The 17,865-nt window shown below is 74.0% G+C and carries 17 protein-coding genes and 1 pseudogene; 9 read left to right on the top strand and 9 right to left on the bottom strand.

The annotated features are described in order from the left end of the window. The first annotated feature begins 49 nt into the window (after nt 1-49). Entirely contained in the window at nt 50-250 is a 201-nt protein-coding gene (locus F1615_RS02445; RefSeq protein ID WP_149547155.1) for a hypothetical protein, read from the top strand. Nucleotides 251-280: 30 nt separating this feature from the next. Here F1615_RS02445 and F1615_RS02440 read toward each other — a convergent pair whose 3' ends face one another. Both F1615_RS02440 and F1615_RS02435 read right to left on the bottom strand, forming a co-directional pair. Further along, the gene (locus F1615_RS02440; protein ID WP_167533628.1) at nt 281-1,171 is read right to left on the bottom strand and encodes a universal stress protein; all 891 of its coding nucleotides are present in this window, start codon (nt 1,169-1,171) and stop codon (nt 281-283) included. Nucleotides 1,172-1,290: 119 nt separating this feature from the next. Beyond that, nucleotides 1,291-1,917 (bottom strand): dihydrofolate reductase family protein, encoded by a 627-nt coding sequence (locus F1615_RS02435; RefSeq protein WP_149547154.1) that lies wholly within the window; start codon nt 1,915-1,917, stop codon nt 1,291-1,293. A 143-nt stretch (nt 1,918-2,060) separates the two neighbouring features. Here F1615_RS02435 and F1615_RS02430 point away from each other — a divergent pair, with 143 nt between their 5' ends. Beyond that, nucleotides 2,061-2,825 carry an SDR family oxidoreductase gene (locus tag F1615_RS02430; protein WP_208818229.1) on the top strand — a complete coding sequence of 255 codons (765 nt, stop codon included), beginning with the start codon at nt 2,061-2,063 and terminating at the stop codon, nt 2,823-2,825. A gap of 95 nt (nt 2,826-2,920) precedes the next feature. Here the strand turns inward: F1615_RS02430 and alc are convergent, their stop codons facing one another. Next, nucleotides 2,921-4,018, bottom strand: a complete 1,098-nt coding sequence (gene alc / locus F1615_RS02425) for an allantoicase (RefSeq protein ID WP_149547153.1) — start codon at nt 4,016-4,018, stop codon at nt 2,921-2,923. Between the two features lie 32 nt (nt 4,019-4,050). Continuing rightward, a complete protein-coding gene (gene allB / locus F1615_RS02420) occupies nt 4,051-5,391 on the bottom strand; it encodes an allantoinase AllB (protein WP_149547152.1) in 1,341 nt (446 codons plus the stop codon). A 242-nt stretch (nt 5,392-5,633) separates the two neighbouring features. Between allB and allR the strand changes: the two genes are divergently transcribed. Beyond that, the gene (allR, locus tag F1615_RS02415; protein WP_149547151.1) at nt 5,634-6,440 is read left to right on the top strand and encodes an allantoin degradation transcriptional regulator AllR; all 807 of its coding nucleotides are present in this window, start codon (nt 5,634-5,636) and stop codon (nt 6,438-6,440) included. A 31-nt stretch (nt 6,441-6,471) separates the two neighbouring features. Here the strand turns inward: allR and F1615_RS02410 are convergent, their stop codons facing one another. Next, nucleotides 6,472-6,786, bottom strand: coding sequence for a DUF5955 family protein (locus F1615_RS02410; RefSeq protein WP_149547150.1), 315 nt, complete (start codon nt 6,784-6,786; stop codon nt 6,472-6,474). 203 nt (nt 6,787-6,989) lie between these two features. Between F1615_RS02410 and F1615_RS02405 the strand changes: the two genes are divergently transcribed. Both F1615_RS02405 and aceB read left to right on the top strand, forming a co-directional pair. Further along, the gene (locus F1615_RS02405) at nt 6,990-7,589 is read left to right on the top strand and encodes a nucleotidyltransferase family protein (protein ID WP_149547149.1); all 600 of its coding nucleotides are present in this window, start codon (nt 6,990-6,992) and stop codon (nt 7,587-7,589) included. 207 nt (nt 7,590-7,796) lie between these two features. Continuing rightward, nucleotides 7,797-9,422, top strand: coding sequence for a malate synthase A (gene aceB / locus F1615_RS02400; protein ID WP_149547148.1), 1,626 nt, complete (start codon nt 7,797-7,799; stop codon nt 9,420-9,422). A 54-nt stretch (nt 9,423-9,476) separates the two neighbouring features. Here the strand turns inward: aceB and F1615_RS02395 are convergent, their stop codons facing one another. Beyond that, a complete protein-coding gene (locus F1615_RS02395; RefSeq protein WP_149547147.1) occupies nt 9,477-10,391 on the bottom strand; it encodes a HipA family kinase in 915 nt (304 codons plus the stop codon). Between the two features lie 261 nt (nt 10,392-10,652). On the opposite strand from F1615_RS02395, the pseudogene F1615_RS02390 reads away from it, so the two are divergent. After that, nucleotides 10,653-10,829: pseudogene (locus F1615_RS02390) on the top strand (sensor histidine kinase); the annotation flags it as partial. Between the two features lie 24 nt (nt 10,830-10,853). On the opposite strand, the gene F1615_RS02385 reads toward F1615_RS02390, so the two are convergent. Then, nucleotides 10,854-12,422 (bottom strand): IucA/IucC family protein, encoded by a 1,569-nt coding sequence (locus tag F1615_RS02385; protein WP_149547146.1) that lies wholly within the window; start codon nt 12,420-12,422, stop codon nt 10,854-10,856. 99 nt (nt 12,423-12,521) lie between these two features. Between F1615_RS02385 and F1615_RS02380 the strand changes: the two genes are divergently transcribed. Then, a complete protein-coding gene (locus F1615_RS02380) occupies nt 12,522-14,018 on the top strand; it encodes an IucA/IucC family protein (RefSeq protein ID WP_149547145.1) in 1,497 nt (498 codons plus the stop codon). A gap of 10 nt (nt 14,019-14,028) precedes the next feature. On the opposite strand, the gene F1615_RS02375 is transcribed toward F1615_RS02380, so the two are convergent. After that, a complete protein-coding gene (locus tag F1615_RS02375) occupies nt 14,029-14,952 on the bottom strand; it encodes an immunity 49 family protein (RefSeq protein WP_244328611.1) in 924 nt (307 codons plus the stop codon). A 115-nt stretch (nt 14,953-15,067) separates the two neighbouring features. On the opposite strand from F1615_RS02375, the gene F1615_RS02370 reads away from it, so the two are divergent. Beyond that, the gene (locus F1615_RS02370) at nt 15,068-16,342 is read left to right on the top strand and encodes a VWA domain-containing protein (RefSeq protein WP_149547144.1); all 1,275 of its coding nucleotides are present in this window, start codon (nt 15,068-15,070) and stop codon (nt 16,340-16,342) included. Next, nucleotides 16,342-17,142: a hypothetical protein gene (locus F1615_RS02365; protein ID WP_149547143.1), complete on the top strand. Its 801-nt coding sequence runs from the start codon at nt 16,342-16,344 to the stop codon at nt 17,140-17,142. Before F1615_RS02370 ends, F1615_RS02365 begins: the two co-directional genes overlap by 1 nt. A gap of 46 nt (nt 17,143-17,188) precedes the next feature. Here the strand turns inward: F1615_RS02365 and F1615_RS02360 are convergent, their stop codons facing one another. Further along, nucleotides 17,189-17,818, bottom strand: coding sequence for a winged helix-turn-helix transcriptional regulator (locus F1615_RS02360; RefSeq protein WP_149547142.1), 630 nt, complete (start codon nt 17,816-17,818; stop codon nt 17,189-17,191). Nucleotides 17,819-17,865: the final 47 nt, after the last annotated feature.

The raw sequence follows: 17,865 nt of genomic DNA, 5'->3' as shown, positions 1-17,865 counted from the left end.
GCCCCGCGGACGACGCGGGCGGGTGGTCCGGGGGGCGAGAGTCGGTGGCATGAAGCAGATGCTGGAGGTGCTGGGGTTCCTCGCCGTGGTGCAGGGGATCATGGGTCTGGTGAGCGAGTTCGCGGACTGGGACTGGGGACTCGTCCACAGGTTCGCGGTCTTCGAGGGCTACGAGCTGTACGCGAGCATCGCCCTGCTGGTGCTGGGCGGCGCGCTGTTCGCCGCCGCGGAGAGCCAGAAGGCCGGCTGACCGCCGGCCTTCCTCTCCCGTCCGGCGTCCTCAGTCCCGCTCGCCGGCTCCCCGCACCACCGCGACCGGGCAGTGCGCGTGGTGCAGCAGGGCCTGGCTGACCGACCCCAGCAGCAGTCCGGTGAAACCGCCGCGCCCGCGCGCTCCGACCACGACGAGCTGCGCGGACCGGCTCGCCTCGATCAGCGCCTCGCGGGCGCCGCCGTGCACCGTCCTGTGCTCGACCACCACGTCCGGGTAGCGGTCCTGGTGGCCGGCGAGCGCCTCGGCGAGCAGCCGCTCCTCCTCCTCGGCCAGGGCACCGGGCGGGTTCGCGTACGGCGCCGACTCGCCCTTCGGCGCGGGCAGGGGCGCGTTCCAGGTGGTCCAGGTGTGCAGCGCCAGCAGGGGCGCCTTGCGCAGGGCGGCCTCGGCGAACGCGAACTCCACGGCCTTCTCCCCGGCGGCCGAGCCGTCCACACCCAGCACGACCGGGCCGTCCCCCTGCGGCTCCTCGCGCACCACCAGGACCGGGCAGCGGCCGTGCGCCGCCAGGTGCACCGCCGTCGAACCCACCAGGAGCCCGACGAACCCGCCCATGCCCCGGGACCCGACCACCACCAGCTCGGCGCCGCGCGACTGCGCCTCCAGAACCGTCAGGGGCTCACCGGTCACCACCACGTGGTCGACGGCGACCTCGGGTGCCGCCGCCCGCGCCCGCTCGACGGCCTCGGCCACGAGGCGGTCGACCATGTTGCGCAGACCGCCCTCCGGCGGTCCCATCGGCGACGGCCCCATGGGCACGTGCAGCGCCGGCCAGAGGCACGCGTGCACCACCCGCAGTCCCGCGCCGCGCAACGCCGCCTCGCGCGCGGCGACTTCCACCGCCGCGAGACCTGACGTCGAACCGTCCACGCCCACCACCACGAGACCGCTCACCATGCCTCCACATCCATCTGTTCCGGGGCTGTCACGCCCCAGCATCACACCGCGCCCCGCGGTTGTCTTGGGCCGTTCGGCACCGGTGGGGGCCGAACGGCGTCGTCCGGCGCCCGAAGGTGTCAGGCGTTCTCCGGGAGCGTGTACTCGCCGTACTCGGGGCGGCCCGCGACGTCGTAGGTCTGGATGGACACGCCCGCGGCGGTGATCCGTCCTCCGGTGTGCCGGAAGGCGGTGGGCACCGAGCCCTCCGGGAACAGCCGGCGTCCGGCGCCCAGGACGACCGGGAAGGTCAGCAGGTGGAGGGTGTCCACGAGGTCCAGGGCGAACAGGGACCGGGCGAGGGCGCCGCTGCCGTGCACCTGGAGCTCGCCGTCGGTGCGCTCCTTCAGGGCGGTGACCTCCTTGGCCAGGTCGCCGCGGATCACCGTGGTGCCGGCCCAGCCGGGGTCGCCGAGCGTGCTGGAGGCCACGTACTTCGGCAGCGTGTTCAGCCTGCCGGCGACCGGGTCGGCGGGGTCGGTCACCTTCGGCCAGTACGAGGCGAAGATGTCGTAGGTGCGGCGGCCGAGGAGGAAGGCGCCCACGCGGGAGAAGACCTCGTCGACGAACCGGCCGAAGTCCTCGTCGCCGTAGGGGACGCTCCAGCCTCCCTGGCCGAAGCCGTCCCTGGTGTCCTCCCGGGGGCCGCCGGGGGCCTGGTGGACGCCGTCGAGGGTGACGAACGTGGTGACTACGAGCTTGCCCATGAGGGGTGCCTGCCTTCCGGTGCCGGGGGGGACGTGACGTCATCAGTGCAGACCGCGGTGGGTCCCGCAACTCATCGGTGCCGCGTCAGGACGACGTCCGTTCGCCGCCAGCGGCCGGCCGGCGGGGGCGCTGGGATGGACGCATGACGACACACACATCCGTGAGGACCACGGAGGAGAACCTGCTCGGCAAGGCGGCCCTGATCACCGGCGGCAGCCGCGGGATCGGCGCGGCGACGGCGCTGCGGCTCGCGCGGGAGGGCGCGGACGTCGCGGTGACGTATGTGAACGGCAAGGAGGCGGCCGGGGACCTCGTACGGGCCGTGGAGGGGCTGGGGCGCCGCGCGGTGGCCCTGCGCGCGGACGCCGGTGACCCCGAGGACGCGGCCGGGGCGGTGACCGCCGCCGCGCGGGAGCTGGGCCGGCTCGACGTCCTGGTGAACAACGCGGGCGTCGGCGTGCTCGGCCCGGTGGAGACGCTGTCCCTCGCGGATGTCGACCGGGTGCTCGCGGTGAACGTGCGCGGGGTGTTCCTGGCCTCCCGCGCGGCGGTCGCCGTCATGCCGCGCGGAGGGCGGATCATCACCGTCGGTACGTGCATGACGCAGCGCGTACCGGGGCCCGGGGGGACGCTCTACGCGATGAGCAAGTCGGCGCTGGTGGGGCTGACCAAGGCGCTGGCGCGTGAGCTGGGCGAGCGCGGGATCACGGCGAACATCGTCCATCCGGGGCCGATCGACACGGACATGAACCCGGCGGGCGGGCCGCATGCGGCCGGTCAGACGGCGTTGACGGCGCTGGGGCGGTTCGGGACGGCGGAGGAGGTCGCGGAGACGATCGCCCATCTGGCAGGGGCGGCCTACGTCACCGGCGCGGAGTTCGCGGTGGACGGGGGGCATGCGGCGTGACGTCTGCGGTACGGCGGCCGGGGTGACGGCCGCCGTACCGGGTCTGCTCCACCGGCGATTGCCGGGTGCCGCCGCGGCGGCACCCGGCAATCGGCCTACGCGCGGGGCAGGGTGGCTGATCCCTGGTCCGTCAGTGAGCCGAAGAGGCGGAGGCGGGAGATGCCGCCGTCCGGGTGGATGTCCACGCGGGCGTGGGTGCCGACCGCCGGTTCCGGGAGGACGAAGCGGTGGTTGGTGTCGGGCTGGAGACGGGTCCGGGGCAGGATCTCCTGCCAGTCGCCGGCGTCGCCGTCCCGCACGGACACCGACGCCCAGCCGGCGCTGTTGCCCTTCAGGTACGCCGTGTCGATCTCCAGGGCCCGGATCCGCGCCTGGGCCACCAGCCGGTAGCGGATCCAGTCGTGGCCCTCGTCGCGGCGGCGCCGGGTCTCCCAGCCGTCGTCCATCTTGTGCGAACGTCCGGGCCGGATGGTGTTGTCGGCCGGCGAGTAGAACAGGTCCGACGCGTCCTCGACCCGGCCGCCGTTCTCCAGGGCGACGACGTCGAACGTGCCGAGCGCCGCCAGCCACGCCGGATCCGGGACGACCTCGCCGTGGACGCGCAGGCGGGCGATGCCGCCGTCGGGGTGCTGCTTGAGGCGCAGGTGGGTGAAGCGCTGTCCGGCGGACACCGCGAAGCCGTTGGCCGCGTGGCCGCCGACCGGGGTGCGCGGGACCAGCGTCGTCCACGTCACGTCGTCCGAGAGCAGTTCGGCGGGGGACGGTGAGCCCGCCACCGAGGTGCCCTCGACGGACACGGCCTGCGGGTGGTTGCCGCGGAAGTGGGCGGTGTCCACGACGATGCCGCGGACGATCCCGGGCGCGCCGAGCCGGATCAGCGCCCAGTCGTGGTCCTCGGCCGCCGGCCAGGGGTGCTCGGCGGAGGTGCCGCGCCGGCGCCGGGTCTCCCAGCCGTCCATGATCTTGCCCTTGTGCCCGAAGTGCTCGGGGTCGAACTCGGCGCGCCCGGGCAGCAGGAGGTTCTCCCGCTGGGCGAAGAACTCGTCGTTGGCGGCGATGACCCCGGCGCCGAGCCGGCGGTCGGCGAGGTCGGCGAGGTGGCTGAAGGGGAAGTCGGCGGTGCGGTAGTCCGCGTACGGGTCGCCGCCGCTGTAGGGGTGTGCGTCGCCGGTGAAGTTCTCGATCGCCGTCACGGTGGTCCGGTCCTGCCTTTCGGGAGTCGGTGTCAGTGGGAGCGGGTGAGCAGGAGGCCCTTCGGTTCGGTGAACTCGCCGTCGGCCACGACGCGCCGGCCGCGCAGCCAGGTGGACCTGACGACGCCGTGCAGGGTCTTGCCCGCGTACGCCGTCACGCGGTTGCGGTGCTGGAGCGCCGCCGGGTCGACGGTGAAGGTCTCGTCGGGGGCGAGGACGGCGAAGTCGGCGTCGCGGCCGGGCGCGATGGCGCCCTTGCGCGCGTCGAGACCGGCCAGCCGGGCCGTCCGCTCCGACATCCAGCGGACCACGTCCTCCAGGCCGTGGCCACGCCGGCGGGCCTCGGTCCAGACGGCGGACAGGCTGAGCTGGAGGCCGGAGATGCCGCCCCAGGCGGTCGAGAAGTCGTCCGTCTTGAGGTCGGCGGTGGACGGGGAGTGGTCGGTGACGACGCAGTCGATGGTGCCGTCCGCCAGGGCCTGCCAGAGCAGGTCCTGGTTGGCGGCCTCGCGGATGGGCGGGCAGCACTTGAACTCGCTGGCCCCGTCCGGGACTTCCTCCGCGGTGAGGGTGAGGTAGTGGGGGCAGGTCTCGACGGTGACCCGTACGCCGTCCGCCTTGGCCGCGGCGATCACGGGGAGCGCGTCGCTGGAGGAGAGGTGCAGCACGTGCACCCGCGCGCCCAGCCGTTTCGCCTGCTCGACGAGGTGGGCGACGGCGGTGTCCTCGGCGTCGCGCGGGCGGGAGGCGAGGAAGTCGGCGTATCTCGGGCCGCCGTGCTGCGGGGCGGCGGCGAGGTGGTGCGGGTCCTCGGCGTGCACGATCAGCAGACCGTCGAAGGCGGCGATCTCGGCGAGGGAGCGGGCCAGCCGCTCCTGGTCCAGGTGCGGGAACTCGTCCACGCCGGAGGGCGACAGGAAGGCCTTGAAGCCGAAGACGCCGGCCTCGTGCAGCGGGCGCAGGTCCTTGACGTTGTCCGGCAGGGCGCCGCCCCAGAATCCGACGTCGACGTGCGCCTTGCCCGCGGCCGCGCGCCGCTTGGTGCGCAGGTGGTCGACGGTGGTGGTCGGCGGGAGGGAGTTGAGCGGCATGTCGACCAGGGTGGTGATGCCGCCGGCCGCCGCCGCGCGGGTGGCGGTCCAGAAGCCCTCCCACTCGGTGCGGCCCGGGTCGTTGACGTGCACGTGGGTGTCGACCAGGCCGGGCAGCAGGACGTCGTCCCCGAGGTCCTCCAGGCGGGCGCCCTCGGGCACGGGTGCGTCGTGGGGCAGTACGGCCGTGATCGTGCCGTCGGTGACCACGACGGACGCGGCGCGCGTCGCCTCGGGAGTGATGACGCGCGTGGAGCGCAGCACCAGTTCGGCGTCGGACACCCGGATCCTCCTGACCTTCCACCTGGCGGAATTCAACGTTCTGTTGAAGGAGTCTTCACCTCGGCCCCGGCCCCGTCAAGGGCACGCCTCCCGTGCGGCCGGGCCGACGACCCCGCTCTGGATCTTTCCATAAAGCGGAATTACACTTTCGGAAAGCAAGAACGCAGCTACGCACAAGCGGGCGGTCGAGCGGCCGCCGGGTAGGCTTCTGCCCTCCCCGCCAGCCCCGAAAGGAACGCGCCGTGCCGACGTCAAGCGCCAGCACCACCGACTCCGCCCGGTCCGCCGCCAGTGGCGGCGTGCAGTCCCTCGAGCGCGCCTTCGACCTGCTCGAACGGATGGCGGACGCGGGGGGCGAGGTCGGCCTGAGCGAGTTGTCCGCGAGCAGCGGGCTGCCCCTGCCGACGATCCACCGCCTGATGCGCACCCTGGTCGCCTGCGGTTACGTGCGCCAGCAGCCCAACCGCCGGTACGCGCTCGGCCCGCGCCTGATCCGGCTCGGCGAGTCCGCCTCCCGGCTGCTGGGCACCTGGGCGCGCCCGTATCTGGCCCGGCTGGTGGAGGAGACCGGCGAGACGGCGAACATGGCGCTGCTCGACGGGGACGAGATCGTGTACGTGGCACAGGTGCCGTCCAAGCACTCCATGCGGATGTTCACCGAGGTCGGACGGCGCGTCCTGCCGCACTCCACCGGCGTGGGCAAGGCCCTGCTGTCCGGCTTCCCGCCGGAGGAGGTGCGGGCCCTGCTCGGCCGTACCGGCATGCCCGCCGCGACGGACAGGACCATCACCACCCCGGAGGGCTTCCTCGCCGCCCTGGAGGACGCACGCCGCCAGGGCTACGCGATCGACGACAACGAGCAGGAGATCGGCGTCCGCTGCCTCGCGGTCCCGGTGCCCGACTCGCCGACGGCTGCGGCGATCTCGATCTCGGGGCCCGCGGGCCGGGTCACGGAGGCGGCGACCGAGAGGATCGTCCCGGTGCTCCAGCAGGTCGCGGCGGAACTCTCGGAGGCGCTCACCACGCCGGGCACCGCGCCGACCGCCTGACGAACCGGAGCCGGGTGCGTACGTGCGGGCGTCAACCGCGTGGTGACCGGCCGAACAGGTCGACCGCCTCGCGCAGTTCGCGCACGCCCTGCGCCAGGGCGCTGACCGAGCCGATGGCACCGGCGACCAGCAGCAGGGAGCGGCGCAGCCGGGCAACCTCGGGAGCGTCGGCGGCGGCCAGGCCGGCCAGCGCGGCGAGTTCCTCCTCCGCGATGCCCCGGTCCCGGAACTCCACCGGATGGGCGGCGAGTCGGCGGCGTAACCGGGACACGGCGGAGCGCAGCTCCGTCACCCGTGGGTCCACCTGACCGCCGGACACGCGCCTGTGCTCCACGCTCCGCAACACAGTCCTCCCCCTGACACGTCGTCGTGCGCCGCCCCTTCCGGCCCCGGCCCCCGCCGGTCGGTGCGCGCCAGTAAACGCCACCTCGGGGCCTTCGCGCCAGTCCGCTGCGTCATCGACTTGTTCCGCAGCGTGACATCGTGGCCCTGGGCACCCGTGTCCCGCGCCGCCCCGGCAACGCGCGGCCGGTGCGGTATGCAGGACTCATGACGGACGACGAAGACCGGGTCGTGGGACTGCTGCTGGCGGCCGGCGGCGGACGGCGGCTCGGCGGACGCCCCAAGGCGCTGCTCACGCACCGGGGACGGCCGCTCGTGGAACACGCGGTGGCGGCCCTGCGGGCCGGCGGCTGCGCGCGCGTGCACGTGGTGCTCGGTGCGCGCGCGGACGACGTGCGCGCCCGCGCCTCGCTGCCGGACTGCGCACTCGTCGACAACCCGGCGTGGGAGCGGGGCATGGGCACCTCCCTGCGGGCCGGTCTCGACTCCCTGGCCGGCACGGGCGCGCGGGCCGCGCTGGTGTCCCTGGTCGACCAGCCCGGGATCGGGCCGGAAGCGGTCGCCCGGGTGCTCGGCGCGTACGACTCCCCCGAGTCCCTGGTGTCCGCCGCCTATGCCGGCGTACGCGGCCATCCCGTTCTGTTCGGCGCCGCGCACTGGGCAGGGATCGCCGCGACTGCGACCGGCGACCGGGGGGCACGCGCCTACCTGAGGGAGCACGCGGACCGGGTCGCGCTCGTCGAGTGCGGTGACGTGGCCGAGCCGTACGACATCGACACCGAGGCCGATCTGGCGCACCTCGAATGAGCCGGGGGCGGCAACCGGTGAGCGGGGTGGCACCGGGCGCCACGTTCCCTCGGCCCGGAGAATCTCGACATCAACAAAACATTGAACTTCCACCATGAGGAAACTACTATCCACTGGTCAGAAGCGCCCGACGTCCGTACGGGCGTCCGCAGCCGTACCCGGGCCGACCGGCACCCGGTGCCACGCACGCGAAGGAAGTGACAGCTGATGTCCGCACCAGCGCCGTCCCCGCTGGCCGTCGTCGACGCCGAGCCCCTGCCCCGGCAGGAGGAGGTGCTCACCGAGCCTGCGCTCGCCTTCGTGGCCGCGCTGCACCGGCGGTTCACACCCCGGCGCGACGAACTCCTCGCCCGCCGCGCGGAACGCCGCGCCGAGATCGCCCGCACCTGCACGCTCGACTTCCTCCCGGAGACGGCCGCGATCCGCGCGGACGACTCCTGGAAGGTGGCCCCCGCCCCCGAGGCCCTCGACGACCGCCGCGTCGAGATCACCGGCCCCACCGACCGCAAGATGACCATCAACGCCCTCAACTCCGGCGCGAGGGTCTGGCTCGCGGACTTCGAGGACGCGTCCGCGCCCACCTGGGAAAACGTGGTCACCGGCCAGCTCAACCTGATCGACGCCTACACGCGGAACATCGACTTCACCGACCCGGGCACCGGCAAGTCCTACGCCCTGCGCCCGAACGGGGAACTGGCGACGGTCGTCATGCGCCCGCGCGGCTGGCACCTCGACGAGCGTCACCTCACCGACCCCGACGGCACCCCGGTGCCCGGCGCGCTCGTCGACTTCGGTCTGTACTTCTTCCACAACGCCAAGCGGCTGATCGACCTCGGCAAGGGCCCGTACTTCTACCTCCCCAAGACGGAGTCCCACCTGGAGGCCCGGCTGTGGAACGAGGTGTTCGTCTTCGCGCAGGACTACCTGGGCGTTCCCCGGGGCACCGTGCGCGCCACCGTCCTGATCGAGACGATCACGGCCGCGTACGAGATGGAGGAGATCCTGTACGAGCTGCGCGACCACGCCTCCGGTCTGAACGCCGGCCGCTGGGACTACCTCTTCTCCATCGTCAAGAACTTCCGTGACGGCGGGGCCCGGTTCGTCCTGCCGGACCGCAACGCGGTCACCATGACCGCCCCGTTCATGCGCGCGTACACCGAACTCCTCGTGCGCACCTGCCACAAGCGCGGCGCGCACGCGATCGGCGGCATGGCGGCGTTCATTCCCTCCCGCCGGGACGCGGAGGTCAACAGGACGGCCTTCGAGAAGGTCCGCGCCGACAAGGACCGGGAGGCGAACGACGGCTTCGACGGCTCCTGGGTCGCCCACCCCGACCTGGTCCCGATCGCCATGGAGTCCTTCGACCGGGTGCTCGGCGACAGGCCGAACCAGAAGGACCGCCTCCGCGAGGACGTCGAGGTCCACGCCTCGGACCTCATCGCCATCGACTCCCTGGACGCCAGGCCGACGTACGCCGGCCTGGTCAACGCCGTACAGGTCGGCATCCGCTACATCGAGGCGTGGCTGCGCGGTCTCGGCGCGGTCGCGATCTTCAACCTGATGGAGGACGCGGCCACCGCCGAGATCTCCCGCTCCCAGATCTGGCAGTGGATCAACGCGGAGGTCGTCCTCGACAACGGCGAGCAGGTCACCGCCGAGCTGGCCCGCAAGGTCGCCGCCGGGGAACTGGCGGACATCCGCGCGGAAATCGGTGAGGAGGCCTTCGCGGCGGGCAACTGGCAGCAGGCCCACGACCTGCTGCTGAAGGTCTCCCTCGACGAGGAGTACGTCGACTTCCTCACCCTGCCGGCGTACCAGCAGCTCAAGGGCTGAGCCGGAGCGGGTGTCCCGAGCGGTGCGGGCCGCCCGGGACACCCGCGTCCGCCGTCACCCCAGGTGCACCGACCAGTCCTGCTCCGCCGCCGGTTTGCCGTGCAGGTCCGGAACGCGCTTCAGCCAGTCGGGCCGCCCCTGCCGGGTCCGCGCCGCACGCCGGGCGTTCTCCTCGGCCAGCTGCCGCGCGGTGGGGAAGTCGGTGGGCAGCCAGTCCCGCGACGACCGCACGCGCGCGTGGAGGTACGCCACGTACGCCTCCCGGACCTCGTCGGGCGTGGCGAACCGGGAGTCGCCCGCCAGCCAGTCGTCGGGAACCTCCGCGGCGATGGACCGCAACAGCTCCTCGGTCACCTTAGGCGCCAGCTCGGCGTCCGCCGCGCGGACGTCGGGTCCGTAATGACCGAGGGCGTGGTGCCGGAAGTCGTACGCCTTGGCGGGGTCGGAGCCCTCCCAGCGGTGGTGGAAGACGAGCGCGGCCCCGTGGTCGATCAGCCACAGCCGCGGGGGTGCGACGCCGAGCGTCGGCCAGACCACCAGGTTGGAACTGTGCACGGTCCGGTCCACGTTCACCGTCAGGGCGTCGAGCCAGACGACGCGCCCGGCCTCCAGCGGATCGACGGGAAAGACCTCGGCGATCTCCGGGGTGAAGTCCCGGGCGCCCGGCAGATGGTCCATGCCGAGATTGATCCCGGCGCTGGCGGCGTGCAGGTCCCGCACCTCCTGGTGCGGCTCGCTGTCCGCCACCGCCGGATCGAAGTGCACCAGCACCAGCTCGGGGAACCGCAGCCCGAGCGCCCGCGCCAGCTCCCCCACGATCACCTCGGCGACCAGCGCCTTGCGCCCCTGCGCGGATCCGGTGAACTTCACGACGTAGGTACCGAGGTCGTCGGCCTCGACGACGGCGGGGACGGAGCCGCCGGACCGCAGCGGTGTGACGTAGCGGGCCGCGGTGACCTCTCTCAGCATTGTGCGTGCGCCCCCTGCTCCGGGCCTCGGCATGAAAGGGGCATGGTAACCCGGCACGGCAGCCGGGGAAGAGCGCGCCGGCGGCCCGGGGGCGTCCGGCGGCGGACGGCCGTTCCTGCCCGGATCCGCTGACGGAGCCGGCGCCCGACCGCGCACGTCGCCGCGGACGGACGCGGACGGACGCGGACGCGACCCTGCCCGCCCCGGCAGTATGCTCCCGGCCATGAGCGCAGCAGTCCCGTCCCCGCTCGTGCTGCCGCCGCGGCCCCGCCGTCCCGCCACGGCGCGGACGGATCGGCCAGGACCGGCCGGGGGATCCCGGGCATGCGCGAGCGCTGCCGGCTCCTCGGCGGAGACCTCACCGCCGGGCCGACCGCGGGCGGGGGGTTCGAGGTCACCGCGCGGCTGCCGCTCGCACCGACCGAGTCGCGCCTGTGACCGCACCGACGCCGGCGCCGGCTCTCACCCGCCCGTCAGCGGGCTGGGCAGGGGCAGATAGCGGGCGTCCGCGCCGTCCGCCGCGGTCCAGCGCAGGAGGAGGTTGGTCTTGGCCGGGAGGGTGGGGGCGGTGAGGAGGGCGGGGATCTCGGGCAGGTCGTGGCGGGCCAGTTCGCGGCGGACGGCGGGCCAGGGGTCGAGGCCGGGGTGGCGGTCGGCCAGGGCGGCGGCGATCTCCATCAGGTGGTTGACGACCAGGCAGTACACCAGACGTTCCCAGCCGGCCTCCCGGGACACCGTGGGCGCGGGTGCCCCGCCGGCCGCCCGCGGGAGGAGCTTCACGCCCTCGGCGTCCCGGAACAGTGCCTGGACGGGCATACCGTCACCGTCCACGGCGATCAGCGTGTTCTGCAGGTGGGCCTCCAGGACGACGCCGTGCCCGGCGAAGGCCGTCAGGACCGGGGGCACCACGCGGGACAGGTACGCCTCCCACCACGCGTGAGGGCGGGACGTGCCGGCGAGGGGGTCGCCGGCGAAGCCCTCGGCCAGCGCGGCCGCCAGGCAGCACGTGGCGCCGGGCGCCAGGTGCCCACGCAGTCCGTCGCGCACGACGACGGCCAGCTGCTCGAAGGCGAAGTCCGCGGTGCGGTGGCCTCGGTCGCTCAGCCAGGCCGGGGCCGCCGGGCCGCCGTACCCGGCGAAGGCGGACCGCGCGGCCGTGTCCGTCGCGCGCAGTCTCAGCAGGTCGTGACGCCACAGCCGGCGGATGTCGTTGGTGATGCGCACGTCCAGGCTGAACTTCAGGAACAGGTCGTCGCCGGGGGCGTACACGGTGCGGATCGCCGCGGTGGGCCACACCGGGAAGGCGGTCGTGCCCAGCCGGACCAGGCGGCCGTCGGCGAAGGCGGGGGCGAGGTCGCGGGCCGCGAGGTCCAGTTGCCAGGGGTGGGCGGGCAGCAGACGGTAGCCGGGCGGAGCGGTGCCCAGGCGGTCCAGGGCCGCGGTGTCGCCCTCCTCCACCACCGTGTCCTGGCGCACGCCCAGCAGCGTCAGCGGGAAACGGGCGTACGCCTCGGGGGCGTACGGCAGCCAGGCGGCCGCGGGGCCGCCGCCCCTCGCCTTGGGGGCGGGGTGGTGGGTGTGGCCGGTGAGCAGGGACTGCTCGGAGCGCAGATAGGGGTCCTCGGGCGGTGCGGCCCGCTCGCGGGCGTCGAGCAGGGCGGCCACGGCGTCCCTGCTGTCGAGCATCTCCGCGGGCAGTTCATGGTTGGACAGGCCGGTGCTCCGGCGCAGTTCCTCGGCGACGAGTTTCACCAGCTCCGTGTGGCCCACGCGGTGCCATGCGCCCGCCGTGCGCACCTCGGGGCCGGCGGGGCGGCGGGTGCCGCGCACCCGCAGCAGCCGGTTCACCCCGGGGAGCCGGTACGTCCGGTGGGTGTCGCCGTCCGGTGCGGGTTCCGGGCCGGGCAGGGGCCGGGCCACCTCGCGCAGCAGGCAGTTGAGCAGCGGCACGGCCGCGTACGCGTCGGCACGTCCGGCGAGGGCGGCGCGGTTCGCCGCGTCGCCGTCCGCGGGCGGAGGGGTGAGGTCCACGCGTTCTGGTTCCCTACGGTCTGTGCGGCGGAGACGATCAGTATGTCTGTCGTCGTCCCCCGGACGTTCCACCCCGTGCGTACCCCGAGGAGTCCGCCCGTGCACCGTTCCCCCACCGCCGAGGCCGAGATCGCCGACGAGCTGACCGCCGTACGGCCCGGTCTCGTGCCCGGTTACACGGGCGAGCTGCCCGGTGCCCGCGCGGCCGTGCTGACCCGGCTGTGGCGTGGTCTCGCGCACGAGCCGCTGCCGTGGATCGTCCGGCGGGACGCGGGGGGCGGCGGGCTCACCCTACGGCTGGCGGACGGGCGGCGGCTGCGCGGCCCGCGGGCCGATCCGTACGCGACGGGCGCGTACGTCACGGAGGTGCGGCTGGACGGGACGGCCTACGACGACCCGGTGCGGCTGATGACGGATCTCGCCGTGCCGCACTCGGCCCTCCTCGCCGCCGAACTCGGGCACAGTGCGGCGTCGTTGGCGCTGTCGCGGGCGGGGCGGCGGGTTCACCCGCAGGAGTGGCCGACGCGGGACTGGGAGTGGGAGCAGCGGGTGGTCGACGGGCATCCGTTCCACCCCGGCTGCCGTTCCCGGCCGGGGTTCTCGGTGGCCGAGCAACTGGCCTACGGGCCCGAGCACGGGCCCCTGGTGGAGCTGGTGCTGGTACCGGTGCCGGACGGGGAGTGCCTGGTGACGGGGGTGTGGCCGGCGTGGCTGCGGGAGGCGGGGCGGGTGGTGATCCCGGTGCATCCCTGGCAGGCGGCGCACGTGCTCAAGCGGACGGGCGGGCGGCGGCTCGCGGCGCATCCGCTGATGGCGCTGCGCACGCTGGCGCTGCCGGACGGGCCGCACGTCAAGACGGCGCTGAGCGCGAGGCTGACGTCCTCGGTGCGGGACATCTCGCTCGGGTCGGTCGCCGCGTCCGCCGCGCTGTCGGACTTCGGGGAGGCGGTGGCGGCACGGACGGACGGGCTGCTGCACGTCACCCGCACGCTGGGCGCGGTCGCGGCGGGGTCCCCCGATCTCGCGGCGGTGCTGCGCGAGTCGCCCGAGGAGTACGCCGGGCCCGGGGAGCGGGTCGTCCCGGTGGCGGCGCTGGCGACCACCGGGCCGGCCCGCTCCGGGGAGTGGCTGGGCCGGTTCGCGGGGCTCGCCCTGACCGTCGGGCTGCGGCTGCTGGAGATGGGGGTGGCGCTGGAGGCGCACGGCCAGAACCTGCTGGTGGTGCTGTCGCCGGACGGGGATCCGGTGCGGCTGGTGTATCGCGATCTGGCCGATCTGCGGGTCGGGCCGGCCCGGCTGGCCCGGCACGGCGTGCCGCTGCCCGAGCTGCCCGCCCGCATGGTCACGGACGACGAACGCACGCTGCGCCGCAAGCTGTTCGGCTCCCTCGTCGCGGGCGCGCTGGCGGGTACGGCGGGTTCCGGCCCCGTCCTGCGCGCGGCTCTGGAGAGTGCCGTACGGGATCTGCCGCGCACCCCGGACGTGGCCGCGCTGCTGCACGAACCGCTGCCCGCGAAGGCCCTGACGCTGATGCGGCTGTCACCGCGGACGGCCGGGGACCAGTGGGCCGAGCTGCCCAACCCTCTTCACGCCTGACGCGGCGTTCCTATCGGACGACCGCCGGTGCGTCGGCGGGGGCGCGGAGCAGCGCCTCCGGCAGGTATCCGGATCGCACGCGCAGGTCCCAGCCGTGCACCTGGACGGCCAGGGCGGCCAGGGCGATGGTCCTGTGGGGCAGCAGGCTGCGGGGCGGCGCGTCGGCGGGTGTGCTCTCCCGGTGCCGGACCAGGCGGTCCGCCAGGGCCCGTTCGAAGGCCGGCTGGTTGTCCTCCAGAAGCACACGCAGCAGGCGCTGATCGGGCGTCAGCGCGCCGAGCCCGCCGAGTAGCAGCGCCCCGTCGAGTCGCTCGTCGACCTCCGGCATGCACAGCGGCACCGCCGGCCAGTCCCGGGGCAGGTGACCACTCGCCCGGGCCAGGTAACAGGCGAGGGTCTCCATCTCCGCCAGTTCGCCGGGGTCCGACACGGAGCGCAGTTTCGAGTGCGGCAGCCCGTCGCGGATCGCGGAGGCGTGGTCACTGCGCAGCATCAGCCCGATGACGCGGCCCTGTTCCCACATCAGGCCGCTGATCAGGCACAACGCGAAGGCGTCGAGCCAGTCCCCCGCGGTGGCCGCGTGCTCGACGACGGCCTCGAAGTCGGTGTCCTCGCTGCTGATGCTCTCCCCGATCAGCGGAAACCGGATCTCCTGGTCGCCGCCCGGAAAGCATCCGAGGTCCAGGCGTCCCAGGGCGCACTCCGCCGCGGTGTCCAGGACGACGGACGGTGCGGCGCCGAGGTGGGGGTCCGCCACGCTGCGGGCGGCCACGTGGTCGAGGAGGTCGTCGCGCATGGCCTGCAACCGCGCGTCGGAGTAGCAGTCGTACTGCAGCGTGTGCCAGTGGCCGAAGGTGCGTCGCTCGATGTCCGTCAGGGCCTGCTCGGCACTCCGCCCACCGATCTCGTGCCGGGCCACATGCATGATGGTCATAAGAGTCATCCTGGCAGCCGCCACCGACACGGGGGTGCCGGACCTGACGTGGCGCCGGCAGCCCGGCTCCCTAAGGTTTTTTGTCACCGGACCCCCTGGTCAATAGGATCCGCCGATGATCAGAAGAAAACGGCCGGTGGCAGGCGTCTGCGCCCTGCTCGCCGCACTGACGGCCGGGCTCGTCCTCCCGGCCGGGGCGGCCGCCGATGAACCCACGGGCCAGGACGCGCCCAAGGTCAACCTGCTCCTCGACGTGAGCGGCTCCATGCGGGCCAAGGACATCGACGGCCAGTCCCGGATGGCGGCGGCGAAGCAGGCGTTCAACGAGGTGCTGGACGCCACTCCGGAGGAGGTCGAGCTCGGCATCCGCACCCTGGGCGCGAACTACGCCGGCGACGACCGCAAGGAGGGCTGCAAGGACACCGCGCAGCTCTACCCGGTCGGCCCGCTGGACCGCACCGAGGCCAAGACGGCGGTCGCCACGCTCGTCCCGACCGGCTGGACCCCGATCGGCCCCGCCCTGCTGAAGGCGGCCGACGACCTCGAGGGCGGCGACGGCTCCAAGCGCATCGTACTGATCAGTGACGGCGAGGACACCTGCGCGCCGCTCGACCCGTGCGAGGTGGCCCGGGAGATCGCGGCCAAGGGCATCGGCCTGACCATCGACACCCTGGGCCTGGTGCCGAACGCCAAGCTCAGCCGGCAGCTCAGCTGCATCGCCGAGGCGACCGGCGGTACCTACACCTCCGTCGAGCACCAGGACGAACTCACCGACCGCGTCAACGAGTTGGTGGACCGTGCGGCCGAACCGGTGGTGACGCCGGTGGCCACGCAGGGCGCCGGCACGTGCGCGAAGGCCCCGACGCTGCGGTCCGGTCTCTACACCGACCGCGAGGAGTTCGGGCAGCAGCGCTGGTACCGCGTGGAGGTTCTGCCGGGGCAGGAGCTGCGCGCCTCGGTGAGCGTGGCGGCGGACCGGGCCGTGCGCCCGGACCACGGCGTGCTGCTGCGGGCCGTCACGGTGCACGGCCGGGAGATCGTGCGCGGCGAGGCCGCGGGCACCGGCCGCACCGATGTCCTCTCCACCGGTCTGCGCTACCCGAAGCCCGAGCGGGACGACGACGACAGCGGCAAGCCGGCCGCCGAGGTCGTGTGCCTGGCGGTCACCCACTCCTTCTCGGCGGACTCCGGGGTGAAGACCACACCCGGCCTTCCGCTGGAGCTGACCGTCGACGTCGTGGACGGTCCGGACGGGGCGGACGACGTGGCCTCCTTCGGTCTGGGCCGGGGCTGGTGGCTGCTCGGCGCGCTGATACTCACCGGCTTCGTCGCCGGCCTTCTCTGGGGCTGGCTGTCCCGCTGGCGGTTCGCTGTCTGGAGGACCCACTGATGCGCGCCATACGTGTACTGGGCGTCGCCCTGCTGACCCTCGGACTGGCCGCCGCCCCCGCCGCGGCCGACGGCTCGCCGTCCCCGGAGGCGTCCGGGGACGGTGGGGGACCCACCCGCGCGGGCACCTCGTTCCGCACCGCGACGGAGGTCGAGCAGGGGCAGACCGCCACCGCGCGCGCCTCCACGGGCGACTACCTGTACTGGTCGTTCCCGGCCGACGCCGGGCAGCGCCCCACCGTGAGGGCGACGGTGAAGCTGCCCGAGAGCCACGCGGCCGAGACCTGGCAGATCGACGTGTACGACGGTCTGCGCCGCCGCCAGGCCTGCCAGTACGGCGCGCAGACCCGCACGGCCGGGGCGGACGCGGCCTCCGTGGAACTGGAGTGCGTGCTGCGCACCGTCCGTGCCTGGTCGGAGCCGTGGGCCGACGACCCGCTGCCGGGCACGTACTACGTCCGCCTCACGGCGCTGCGGCTGTCCACGGCCGACCTGGGCCAGCCGGTGGAGGCCGAACTGCGGGTCGGGTCCAGGGACATGGGCGGCGCGGCGGCGGTGGACGGCGCGCTGTCCGAGCCGCTGGTACCGGGCATCGCCACACGTTCCGGGCCGGACGGTGAGGACGACGACCCGGCCGTGCTGGCCGGCCTGGAGCCCGAGGACGGCTGGACCTCCGGCTGGTGGTCCGACCGCTGGATCTGGACCGCGGTGGGCGGCGCGCTTGCCGCCCTGGCGGGCGTCGCCGGCTACCGCCTGACCCGCGGCTCCGGCCGCCCGCCCGGGGTACCGCCGACCGCGTGACGCACTCCCGGAAGGCCCGCCGCGCGCGGGCCTTCCGTCGTTCCGCTCACGCCTCCCGCAGGGCCTCGGCGAGGGTGCCGTCGCCCTTCACCTCGACCCGTCCCGCGCGGATCGCGTCGGTCAGGGGCAGTTCGCCGCGGCTGATGGCCGTGCAGGTGGCGGTGTCCAGGGAGAGAAGGGCGTCGGGCTCCGCCGGGGCGGGGCCGTCGCCGTAGACGGGGCCGGTCCCCGCACCGGCGTGCAGATGGAACCGCCCCTCCTCCAGGTGGACTTCGACCAGGCCCGTCCCGCCGTCCAGGGCACGCAGCAGAGGCAGGGCGAACCAGTGGGCCCGTACCGCGTCCGTGGGGCGCCGCTCGCCCAGTTCGGTCTCCCCCCAGGCGCCGAGGGCCTGGAGAACGGGCAGCAACGCACCGCCCCGCGGGGTGAGTTCGTAGACGTAGGCCGCGCCGGGCGGGGGGAGCCTGCGGCGGGTGGTGAGGCCGTCGCGCTCCATGTCCCTCAGCCGTGAGGCCAGTACGTCCGTGCTCACGCCCGGCAGGTCCGCGTGCAGGTCGGTGTAGCGCCGCGGTCCGGCGAGGAGTTCCCGGACGATCAGCAAGGTCCAGCGGTCGCCGACGGTGTCGAGCGCGCGGGCTGCGGAGCAGTACTGGTCGTAGCTTCGGCGTGGTGACATGCGACGCAGTCTAGACATGTTGTTGGACTTTCCAAGCTCCTACTTGG

It is taken from the genome of Streptomyces marokkonensis, assembly GCF_008312835.1.
GTDB classification, from domain to species: Bacteria; Actinomycetota; Actinomycetes; order Streptomycetales; family Streptomycetaceae; genus Streptomyces; species Streptomyces marokkonensis_A.
Note: the sequence above shows the minus strand (reverse complement) of the source record. Positions and strands in the feature narration are given on the sequence as shown.